Origin of the sequence: Maritimibacter sp. 55A14 (genome assembly GCF_003122205.1) — a bacterium.
GTDB lineage: Bacteria > Pseudomonadota > Alphaproteobacteria > Rhodobacterales > Rhodobacteraceae > QEYE01.
Genome location: NZ_QEYE01000014.1, coordinates 78,526 through 88,804 on the forward strand (window position 1 = coordinate 78,526; position 10,279 = coordinate 88,804).

10 protein-coding genes are annotated in these 10,279 nt (G+C 64.3%); 6 read left to right on the plus strand and 4 right to left on the minus strand.

Going from position 1 to position 10,279, the window contains the following annotated elements; genetic code table 11:
- Positions 1–58: 58 nt before the first annotated feature.
- Complete coding sequence (locus tag DDZ14_RS13055; RefSeq protein WP_109425425.1) at positions 59–1,321, plus strand: urate hydroxylase PuuD; 1,263 nt, start codon at positions 59–61, stop codon at positions 1,319–1,321.
- A gap of 15 nt (positions 1,322–1,336) precedes the next feature.
- Here the strand turns inward: DDZ14_RS13055 and DDZ14_RS13060 are convergent, their stop codons facing one another.
- The 4 genes from DDZ14_RS13060 to DDZ14_RS13075 form a co-directional block, all read right to left on the minus strand.
- A complete protein-coding gene (locus tag DDZ14_RS13060) occupies positions 1,337–2,389 on the minus strand; it encodes a ketopantoate reductase family protein (protein WP_109425426.1) in 1,053 nt (350 codons plus the stop codon).
- Between the two features lie 173 nt (positions 2,390–2,562).
- Positions 2,563–3,465 (minus strand): succinate--CoA ligase subunit alpha, encoded by a 903-nt coding sequence (gene sucD, locus DDZ14_RS13065; protein WP_109425427.1) that lies wholly within the window; start codon positions 3,463–3,465, stop codon positions 2,563–2,565.
- Positions 3,466–3,469: 4 nt separating this feature from the next.
- Positions 3,470–4,663, minus strand: a complete 1,194-nt coding sequence (gene sucC / locus DDZ14_RS13070) for an ADP-forming succinate--CoA ligase subunit beta (protein WP_109425428.1) — start codon at positions 4,661–4,663, stop codon at positions 3,470–3,472.
- A 23-nt stretch (positions 4,664–4,686) separates the two neighbouring features.
- On the minus strand, positions 4,687–5,229 hold the full coding sequence (locus DDZ14_RS13075) for a hydrolase (RefSeq protein WP_109425429.1): 543 nt from the start codon (positions 5,227–5,229) through the stop codon (positions 4,687–4,689).
- A gap of 196 nt (positions 5,230–5,425) precedes the next feature.
- On the opposite strand from DDZ14_RS13075, the gene DDZ14_RS13080 reads away from it, so the two are divergent.
- The 5 genes from DDZ14_RS13080 to DDZ14_RS13100 all read left to right on the plus strand — a co-directional run.
- A complete protein-coding gene (locus DDZ14_RS13080; RefSeq protein ID WP_109425430.1) occupies positions 5,426–6,142 on the plus strand; it encodes a GntR family transcriptional regulator in 717 nt (238 codons plus the stop codon).
- A 33-nt stretch (positions 6,143–6,175) separates the two neighbouring features.
- A complete protein-coding gene (gene oxc / locus DDZ14_RS13085) occupies positions 6,176–7,951 on the plus strand; it encodes an oxalyl-CoA decarboxylase (RefSeq protein WP_233252575.1) in 1,776 nt (591 codons plus the stop codon).
- A 23-nt stretch (positions 7,952–7,974) separates the two neighbouring features.
- Positions 7,975–9,234, plus strand: a complete 1,260-nt coding sequence (frc, locus tag DDZ14_RS13090) for a formyl-CoA transferase (RefSeq protein ID WP_109425432.1) — start codon at positions 7,975–7,977, stop codon at positions 9,232–9,234.
- Positions 9,234–10,151, plus strand: coding sequence for a methionyl-tRNA formyltransferase (locus DDZ14_RS13095; protein WP_233252576.1), 918 nt, complete (start codon positions 9,234–9,236; stop codon positions 10,149–10,151). Before frc ends, DDZ14_RS13095 begins: the two co-directional genes overlap by 1 nt.
- Positions 10,152–10,160: 9 nt before the next feature.
- On the plus strand, positions 10,161–10,279 hold a 119-nt coding region (locus DDZ14_RS13100), incomplete at its 3' end, for a formate--tetrahydrofolate ligase (protein WP_146193140.1).

Sequence of the window (10,279 nt, forward strand, 5' to 3'; positions counted from 1 at the left end):
ATTCCGTCGCCTGCGGGGCTCGGGTACCAGTCGATAACAACGTTTCGGGGAGGGACCCATGTTCGAACTCGCCATCATCTGGGACTGGCTGGCCTTCGCGGTGCGCTGGCTGCATGTCATCACGGCGATCGCCTGGATCGGATCGTCCTTCTATTTCGTGGCGCTCGACCTGGGGCTGCGCAAGGCGGAGGACCTGCCCGCGGGGGCGCATGGCGAGGAATGGCAGGTGCATGGCGGCGGGTTCTACCATATCCGCAAATACCTGGTGGCGCCCGAGGCGATGCCCGAGCATCTGACCTGGTTCAAATGGGAAAGCTACGCGACCTGGCTCTCGGGTGCGGCGCTCCTGATGATCGTCTACTGGGCGGGGGCGGAGCTCTACCTGATCGACCGCGCCAAGGCGGACCTCGCGATCTGGCAGGCGATCGCGCTCTCGGCGGGGTCGCTGACAATCGGCTGGCTGGTCTATGACCGGCTCTGCAATTCGGGGCTGGGGGCGCGGCCCACGACGCTGATGCTGCTGCTCTTCGTGCTTCTGGTCGCGATGGCCTGGGGCTACGATCAGGTCTTCACCGGGCGCGCGGCGCTTCTGCATCTGGGCGCCGTCACCGCCACGATCATGACGGCCAATGTCTTTTTGGTCATCATGCCCAACCAACGCATCGTGGTCGCCGATCTGAAGGCGGGCCGTACACCGGACGCGAAATACGGGCGAATCGCAAAGCTGCGATCCACACATAACAATTACCTGACGCTGCCGGTGCTCTTCCTGATGCTGTCGAACCACTACCCGCTGGCCTTCGCCACGGAATGGAACTGGCTGATCGCGGCGCTGGTCTTCCTGATGGGCGTCAGCATCCGGCACTATTTCAACACCCGCCACGCGCGGGCCGGCGACCCGACCTGGACATGGGCGGTGACGGCGATTCTCTTCGTGCTGATTATGTGGCTGTCCACGGCGCCGATGTTCCGGAGCGTGGATGAGGCCGAGGCGCACGCGCACGCGCTCTCGCCGCGCCAGCAGGTCTTCGCGCAGGCCGCAGGCTATGACGAGGCGGAGGCGATCGTGCTGGGTCGCTGTTCGATGTGCCACGCGCGCGAGCCCTTCCACGAGGGTGTGCGCCGCGCGCCCAAGGGCGTGCTGCTGGAAACCCGGAACGACATCACCCGCGCGGCGCGCGAGATCTATCTTCAGGCGGGGGTGAGCCACGCCATGCCGCCCGCCAACGTCACCTGGATGGAGCCAAAGGAACGGGCGGCGATCGTGGAATGGTACCGCGCCGCCGCCGGCGCGATGCCCATGTTGCTGGCTGGAAACTGAACCGGGCGGCCCGGCTCAGCCCGCGGCCTTGCGGTTTCCGGCCAGTTTTTCGTCCACGATGGCGACGGTATCCTCGATATCCGCGTTGTGCATGCCGATGGCGGCGGCGGTCAGCGCGATGAGCTTGTCCACGCGTTCGATATTCGTTGCGCCGGAGAAGACGGCGCGGGCGGCGGAGGACGGCTTGAGCAGGCTCTCAGCCGCGGCAGCATATTTCTCGAACGGCACCATGTCGCCGGGATCGGCGCCGAGCCGTTCCACAAGATCGGCCACGAAGCCATAGATTTCCCTCGATTTTTCGATGTCGCCATGCACCGCCTCGCGGATCGGGCGCGGACCCTCGCGGGTGATGCAGCGATAATTTCCGGTGGCCAGCATCGCCCATTTCGCGAAAGGCACGAAAAGCGAGTCGAAGACCCGCAGCTTGACCGGAACATCCTTGCCGTCGATCCGGTAGGCGTCGATGCCGGACTCCAGCTCCTCCAGGATGCGGTTATGCGCGGCATCCTTGAATTTCGAGACCTTGAAATTCGTGGGCAGGCCGACATGCAGCACATTGGCGCCTTCCTCGGGCGGGCGGAAAGCCTGCGGGTCGGGCGAGCAGAGCGTCACGAGCTCGGGGTCGAAGGGTTTCCACACGGAGGGGTCTAGGAACGCCCCCTCCAGCCGGGAGCAGTCCAGCCCCGGAATGCGTTTGAGATAGGGCAGGGGCGGCATGTTCATGATCGACATGCAGGGCACGCGGGCCTCGGCGATGCGCGCCATCAGCGCTTTGAGCGTGGGGTGCGAATATTGCGGCTCCTGCATGGCCAGACAGACCAGGTCATAGGCGCCGGGCTGTGCATCCTCTGGCGTGACCGCAGCCATCGCGCCGGGCAGGTCGCGCGAGAAGAAGCTGCGGTGTTCGTCTTCGTCGCGCAGCTTGATGCGCACCTCGGTGCCCTTGTCGTTGATGAGGGCGGCTGTCTCGGCCCGGCAGACCAGCGTCACGTCATGTCCGGCAGCGATGAATTTCGTGCCGAGCAACGAGCCGTAGGAGGCGCCGAGAACGAGAATTTTGTAAGCCATCTTCCTAATTCCTTATATGCAGTCGGGGTGCGATTTCCGATCCTACCGCCTGCCCAGAATGGCTGTGTTCGAAAGAGCGACAGGATAAGCGCGCTTAACGAAGTGCAACGCAAATCGAACAGCCCGCGCGCCGCCCGGATGCACCGGACGGCCGGGAGCAGGCCTGCCGGGGATTACGCCTTGAGGAACTCCACCAGCGTCTCACCCAGTTTCGCGGGCGAGGGGGAGACGCGGATGCCCGCCGCCTCCATCGCCGCGATCTTGTCTTCTGCGCCGCCCTTGCCGCCGGAGATCACCGCGCCGGCATGGCCCATGGTGCGCCCCGGCGGTGCGGTGCGCCCGGCAATGAAGCCGACCGTGGGCTTCGAGCGTCCGCGCTTCGCTTCGTCGATGAGGAATTGCGCGGCGTCCTCCTCGGCCGATCCGCCGATCTCGCCGATCATGATGATCGACTTGGTCTCCGGGTCGGCCAGGAAAAGCTCAAGGATGTCGATGAACTCGGTCCCCTTGACCGGATCGCCGCCGATCCCCACCGCCGAGGACTGTCCCAGGCCCGCGGTCGTTGTCTGGTAGACCGCCTCGTATGTCAGCGTGCCCGACCGCGACAGCACCCCCACCGAGCCCTTCTTGAAAATGGACCCCGGCATGATGCCGATCTTGCATTCATCTGGGGTCATCAGGCCGGGGCAGTTGGGGCCGACGAGTCGGCTGCGGGAGGTACCCAGTTTCTCCTTCACGCGCACCATGTCCTGTACGGGCACGCCTTCGGTGATACAGGTGATCAGCTCGATCCCGGCGTCGATGGCTTCCTCGATGGCCGCCGCCGCCCCCGCCGGGGGAACATAGATCACGCTGGCGGTGGCGCCGGTTGCCTCGCGCGCCTCGGCCACGCTGGCATAGATCGGCAGGGTCTCGCCATTGGAGCCCCGCCAGGACGTGCCGCCCTTCTTGGGATGCGTGCCCGCGACCATCTGCGTGCCGTTATAGGCCAGCGCCTGTTCGGTGTGGAACGAGCCCGTCTTGCCGGTCAGGCCCTGAACGATGATTTTCGTGTCCTTGTCGATCAGAATTGACATCGGCTTATCCTTTCACGGCCTTGACGATCTTGCGGGCGGCATCGTCGAGATCGTCGGCGGCGATCACGTTGAGCCCGCTTTCATTGATGATCTTCTTGCCTTCCTCGACCTTGGTGCCTTCGAGCCGAACCACGAGCGGCACGGTCAGTCCCACATCCTTTACCGCCGCCACCACGCCTTCCGCGATCACGTCGCAGCGCATGATGCCGCCGAAGATGTTCACCAGGATGCCCTTCACGTTCGGGTCGGAGGTGATGATCTTGAAGGCCGCGGTGACCTTCTCGGTCGTGGCGCCGCCACCCACGTCGAGGAAGTTGGCGGGCTCCCCGCCATAGAGCTTGATGATGTCCATCGTCGCCATCGCCAGGCCCGCGCCGTTGACCATGCAGCCGATCTCGCCGTCGAGCGCGATATAGGCCAGGTCGTATCTCGACGCCTCGATCTCCTTCTCGTCCTCCTCGGTCTTGTCGCGGTATTCCAGTATGTCGGGATGCCGGAAGAGCGCGTTGCCGTCGAAGGATACTTTCGCGTCGAGTACCTGGATGTCGTTCGACTTGGTGACGATCAGCGGGTTGATCTCCAGCAGGCTCATATCCTTGGAAGTGAAGGCGTCGTAGAGTGCGCGGAACAGCGCGGTGCCCTGTTCCCGGGCGGTGCCGTCAAGTTCCAGCGCGTCGGCCAGCGCGTCGGCGTCGGCCTCGGTGCAGCCGGCCGAAGGGAGGATGGCCACCGTATGGATGCGCTCGGGCGTCTCCTCGGCCACGGTCTCGATATCCATGCCGCCTTCGGTCGAGGCCACGAAGGAAGCGCGCCCGGTTTCACGGTCCACCAGGATCGACAGGTAAAGTTCGCGCTCGATCTCGGCACCCGCCTCGACATATAGCCGGTTGACCTGCTTTCCTGCCGGTCCGGTCTGTTTGGTCACCAGCGTCTTGCTCAGCATTTCACGGATGTTCTCAAGCGCCTCGTCGCGCGAGAAGGAGACGCGCACGCCGCCCTTGGCGTCCGGGCCCAGCTCCTTGAAGCGGCCCTTGCCGCGGCCGCCCGCGTGGATCTGGCTCTTGACCACCCAGACCGGGCCGGGCAGGGCCGCTACGGCGGCCTCGGCCTCATCGAGGCTGGTGATCGCAACCCCCTGCGCGACCGGCGCGCCGAAGGTCTTGAGAACCTCCTTGGCCTGATGTTCGTGAATATTCATCTTATTCCCCCCTGCGGCTGAGTTTATTTGATGAGCGGCAAAAGCTCCTTGAAGGCGGCGGTGCCTGCCTGCCCGAGCCATTCGAAGACGACCATCTCGGTCGTGACGACGCTGACACCCGCGGCGCCGAGGCGTTCCAGGCAGGCATGTTCGCTTTCGATCGTGCGGGACGCGGTCGCGTCGGAGACGACGAAGACCTCGTAGCCGTCCTCCACCAGGCTGGCGGCGGTTTGAACGACGCAGATATGCGCCTCCATCCCCGTCAGCACGGCCTGCCGGCGTCCGAGCGCGCGGAAACGCGCCGCGAACTCGGTGTCCTCCATGCAGGAGAAATGCATCTTGGGCAGCACCGGCGCGTCGCCGGCGGCCGATGCGACTTCGGCCACGGTCGCGCCGAGCCCGGACGGATACTGTTCGGTGAGCAATGCGGGCACGCCGGTGCGTTCGGCGGCGCGCAGCAGCAGGCGGGTGTTCCTGATGGTCCGGGCGGGGGCCTGCATCGCGGGAACGAGTCGTTCCTGCATGTCGATCACGACCAGCGCAGAATCAGACGCACGGATCAGCAATTTCCCCGCCTTTCTTTTTCGAAGTTACAAGGGTATGTGGTATACCACAGGGGGCCGTGTCAACAATTATATCAATAAATCGGCGAAAAACGGTCATTGACGGATTCGATATCAGGTGTATGGTATACCACATCCGAGGCCATCGCCGGGAGGGCGGAGGCACGGAATTCAGCACACCTTTGGGAGGGGTGTTCCGGTGTCGATTGGTGACAAGCTGAGCCCTGTAGCCGAGAGCTTCACGCTGAAGGATCATACCTTCAAGGTGCTCAGGGCGGCGATACTCGACATGGACATCTACCGTCCTGACGCGGATCTGCGGCTCGACGAGCGCATGATCGCTGAGCGGCTGGGCGTCTCGCGCACTCCGATTCGCGAGGCGCTGGCCCGGCTGGCCCAGGAGGGGCTTGTCGAGATCGTTCCGCGCAAGGGTGTCTTCGTGCGGCGAAAGACCCGCGAGGAAATCCTGGAGATGGTCGTGACATGGGCGGCGCTGGAAAGCATGGCCGCCCGTCTGGCCACCGAGAACGCCACCGATGACCAGATCAAGGCGCTGCGCAAGTTCGCGATGAAGCACAGCACGGACGTGGCGCGCGCCGATCTGGAGGAATACTCCGACGCGAACATCACGTTCCACCAGACCATTCTGGAGCTTTCGGGCTGCGCGCTCTTGCGCACGACGGCCGACGGGCTCTTTACCCATATGCAGGCGGTGCGCCGCCGCGCCATGGGCGAGAACGACCGCGCCCGGCGTTCGGTCGTCGATCACATGAGCATCATCGAGGCACTGGCCGCGCGCGACGCCGATCAGGCTTCACGTCGGGTGCGCGAGCACACGATGCTGTTGCATGACCATATCAGCAAGACCTGGACGCGGCTCGAGAGCCTCAGGGGTTCAGGCGACAAGGCCAGCTGAAATGCAGATATTGCCTATCAAGGAGAGACAGAAATGACACTATCCGGCTCAGCTCAGGACATGGACGCGGGCACGGGTGAAGCCGATGCGCCGAAGGAACAGACGGACGGCTTCCATCTGGTCATCGACGCGCTGAAGCTCAACGGAATCAACACGATCTACAACGTGCCGGGCATTCCAATCACCGATCTCGGCCGCTACGCGCAAGCGCAGGGAATGCGGGTCATTTCCTTCCGCCACGAGCAGAATGCCGGCTATGCCGCATCGGTCGCGGGCTTTCTGACCAAGAAGCCCGGCATCTGCATGACGGTCTCGGCGCCGGGATTCCTCAACGGGCTGACCGCGCTGGCCAACGCCACGACGAATTGCTGGCCGATGATCCTGATCTCCGGCTCGTCGGAGCGGGAGATCGTCGACCTGGCGCAGGGCGATTACGAGGAGATGGACCAGCTCTCCATCGCGCGTCCGTTCTGCAAGGCGGCCTATCGCCTGAACCATGCCGAGGATATCGGGATCGCGATCGCGCGCGCCATTCGCAGTGCCGTCAGCGGTCGCCCCGGCGGCGTCTATCTGGACATCCCCGGCGCCATGTTGGGGGAGGTGATGGACGCCGCGGAGGGCGCCAAGACCCTGGTCGAGGTCATTGATCCGGCGGCGCGCCAGCGGCCCGCGCCCGACGCCGTGGCCCGCGCCATCGACGTGATGAAGGGCGCCGAACGGCCGCTCATCATCCTGGGCAAGGGTGCGGCCTATGATCAGTCCGACGACCAGATCCGCGAGCTGGTGGAGAAGTCCGGCTACCCCTTCCTGCCGATGTCGATGGCCAAGGGGCTTCTGCCCGACACCCATCCGCAATGCGCCGCGGCGGCCCGCTCGCTGGTGCTCAAGGATGCCGATGTGGTGATCATGGTCGGCGCCCGGCTGAACTGGCTGCTGAGCCACGGCAAGGGCCGGCAATGGGGCGCCGCCGGCAACAAGCGGTTCATCCAGATCGATATCGACGCCGAGGAGATGGACAGCAACGTCGAGATCGCCGCGCCGCTGGTGGGCGATGTCGGTTCCTGCGTGTCGGCGCTGATCGAGGGGATGGAGGACCGGGGCATCGCGCCGCCGAAGGAGTGGCTCGACACGGTCCATGCCAAGGCCGAGGCCAACATGGAGAAGATGGCCGCGCGGCTCCAGAACAACAACGTGCCGATGGATTATCACGCGGCGCTCGGGGTGTTGAAACAGGTGTTTACCGAGCAGCCCGACACGATCCTCGTGAACGAGGGGGCCAACACGCTCGACATGGCGCGTTCCATCGTCAACATCCAGAAACCGCGCCACCGCATCGACGTGGGCACCTGGGGCGTGATGGGGATCGGCATGGGCGCCGCCATCGCCGCCGCCATCGAGACCGGCAAGAACGTCGTGGCGGTGGAGGGTGACAGCGCCTTCGGCTTCTGCGGCATGGAGGTGGAGACGATCTGCCGCTACAACCTGCCGGTCTGCGTGGTGATCTTCAACAATAACGGCATCTATCGCGGCGACGGCGAGAACTGGAGCGGCGGCGACGATCCGGCGACGACCGTTTTCGTGCCCGATGCGCGCTATGACAAGATGATGGAAGCCTTCGGCGGCGTCGGCGCATGGGTGAAGACGCCCGACGAGTTGCGCCGCGCCGTGAACGAGGCACTCGCCAGCCGCAAGCCCACGCTGATCAACGCCGCCATCGACCCCGCGGCGGGCAAGGAAAGCGGCAATATCGGTAACCTCAATCCGCAATCCGTGGTGGCGCAGGCGCGCTACCCGCAGGCGCGGAAGTAATGATCTCCACGGGAAAGGTAGACATGAAAGCCCTCGAAGGTATCAAGGTTCTGGATTTCACCCACGTTCAGTCGGGGCCGACCTGCACCCAGATTCTGGCGTGGTTCGGTGCGGATGTGATCAAGGTGGAACGTCCCGGCGTCGGCGACGCCACGCGCAAGCAACTCGTGGACAAGCCGGGGGCGGACAGCCTCTATTTCACGATGCTCAATCACAACAAGCGTTCGATCGAACTCGATTCCAAGAACGAGACCGGCAAGCGGGTCCTGACCCGGCTGATAGAGGAATGCGACGTTCTGGTGGAGAATTTCGCGCCCGGCGCGCTCGACCGGATGGGCTTTTCCTGGGAGCGCATTCAGGAGATCAACCCGGGCATCATCATGGCCTCGATCAAGGGTTTCGGGCCCGGCAAGTACCAGGACTGCAAGGTCTACGAAAACGTCGCGCAATGCGCCGGCGGCTCGGCCTCGACCACCGGCTTCCTGGACGGCCCGCCGCTGGTCACCGGCGCGCAGATTGGCGACTCGGGCACCGGGTTGCATCTTTGTCTGGGGATCGTCACGGCGCTCTTCCAGCGCGAAAAGTCCGGCCGCGGACAGCGCGTCTCGGCGGCGATGCAGGACGGGGTGCTGAACCTCTGCCGTGTCAAGCTGCGTGACCAGCAGAGGCTGGAGGCCGGGCCGCTAAGGGAATACTCGCAATTCGGCGAGGGAATTCCCTTTGACGACGCGGTGCCGCGCGCGGGCAACGACAGCGGCGGCGGCCAGCCGGGGCGCATCCTGAAATGCAAGGGCTGGGAGACCGACAACAACGCCTATACCTATTTCATCATCCAGGCCGCGGTCTGGGAAAAGGTCTGCGACGTGATCGGCGAGCCGGACTGGAAAACCAGGGAAGGCTTCGCCACGCCGCCGGAGCGCCTCGACAAGCTTAACCAGATTTTCGAGCGGATCGAGCAATGGACCATGACCAAGGACAAGTTCGAGGTGATGGATATCTGCAACCCGCTCAACATCCCCGTGGGGCCGATCCTGTCGATGAAGGAGATCGCCGAGGATGAGGGGCTCTATGCCACCGGCACGCTGGTCCGGGTGCCGCATCCCGAGCGCGGCGAATACATCTCGGTCGGCTGCCCGATCAAGCTCTCCGACAGCGAGGTGAAGGTGGAACGGTCGCCGCTCCTGGGCGAACATACCCGCCAGATCCTGACCGACGTGCTGGGTTTCAGTGGCGGTGAACTTGACGATGTGATCGCGTCGGGTGCCGTCGGGGAGGTCAAGTGATGCGCCTGATCGTGATGGGACAGCAGGCTTTCGGCAAGGATGTCCTGGCCAAGCTCCTGGAGACAGGAACGGACGAGGTCGTGGCCGTCTATTGCGAGCCCGACCGCGAGGGCAAGCCGGTCGATCCGATCAAGGAACTGGCGCTGGAAAAGGGCCTGCCTGTGCTTCAGCCGGCGCATTTCAAGGATCAGGAAACGATCGACGAACTGGCCGGCTTCGACGCCGATCTGATGATCATGGCCTTCGTCAACGTCTTCGTCCCCGAGGCTGCACGCGACACGCCCAAGCAAGGCTCGATCTGCTTCCACCCGTCGCTTCTGCCGCTCCATCGCGGGCCTTCGGCGGTCAACTGGCCGATCATCATGGGCTCCACCAAGTCCGGCTTTTCCTGGTTCTACCCGACGGATGGGCTCGACGAGGGCGATGTCCTTCTGAAATGGGAATGCGAGATCGGACCGGACGACACGGTGATCGACCTCTATTTCAAGAAAATCTATCCCGCCGCGGTCGCATCGGCGCTGGAGGTCTGCGATCTCTACCGCTCCGGCAACCCGCCCCGTATCCTGCAGGATGAGGCGCAGGCGACCTATGAGCGCCGCTGCACGGCGAAACACGCACATGTGGATTGGCATAAGCCGGTCGGGCAGGTTTATGATCTGATCCGCGGCACCAACCCGGCGCCGGGCGCCTGGACGACGCATGACGGTTCGAAGCTGGGCGTCTTCGACAGCGTCCGCGTGCCTGGCGACGGCGTGTCGGGCCGGGTGATCGAGGTCTCCGACGCGGGCGTGACGGTGCAATGCATCGGCGGGCGCATCCTCGTGAAGCGGGTCCGCCCGGAGGGCGGCGACAAGCAACCTGCTGCCGAATGGGCGGCCTCCGTCGGGTTGAACCCCGGCGACAACCTGGAAAGCTGAAGGACAGTCATGGCTTACAAGACGGATATCGAGATCGCGCGGGAAGCGAAGAAGAAGCCGATCCAGGAGATCGGGGCGAAGCTGGACATACCGAGCGAGCATCTTCTGCCGTTCGGTCATGACAAGGC

Coding starts and splice junctions, on each gene's coding strand:
- DDZ14_RS13055 (WP_109425425.1), top strand. CDS start 59: ATGTTCGAACTCGCCATCATCTGGGACTGGCTGGCCTTCGCGGTGCGC.
- DDZ14_RS13060 (WP_109425426.1), bottom strand. CDS start 2,389: ATGGCTTACAAAATTCTCGTTCTCGGCGCCTCCTACGGCTCGTTGCTC.
- sucD (WP_109425427.1), bottom strand. CDS start 3,465: ATGTCAATTCTGATCGACAAGGACACGAAAATCATCGTTCAGGGCCTG.
- sucC (WP_109425428.1), bottom strand. CDS start 4,663: ATGAATATTCACGAACATCAGGCCAAGGAGGTTCTCAAGACCTTCGGC.
- oxc (WP_233252575.1), top strand. CDS start 6,176: ATGACACTATCCGGCTCAGCTCAGGACATGGACGCGGGCACGGGTGAA.
- frc (WP_109425432.1), top strand. CDS start 7,975: ATGAAAGCCCTCGAAGGTATCAAGGTTCTGGATTTCACCCACGTTCAG.
- DDZ14_RS13095 (WP_233252576.1), top strand. CDS start 9,234: ATGCGCCTGATCGTGATGGGACAGCAGGCTTTCGGCAAGGATGTCCTG.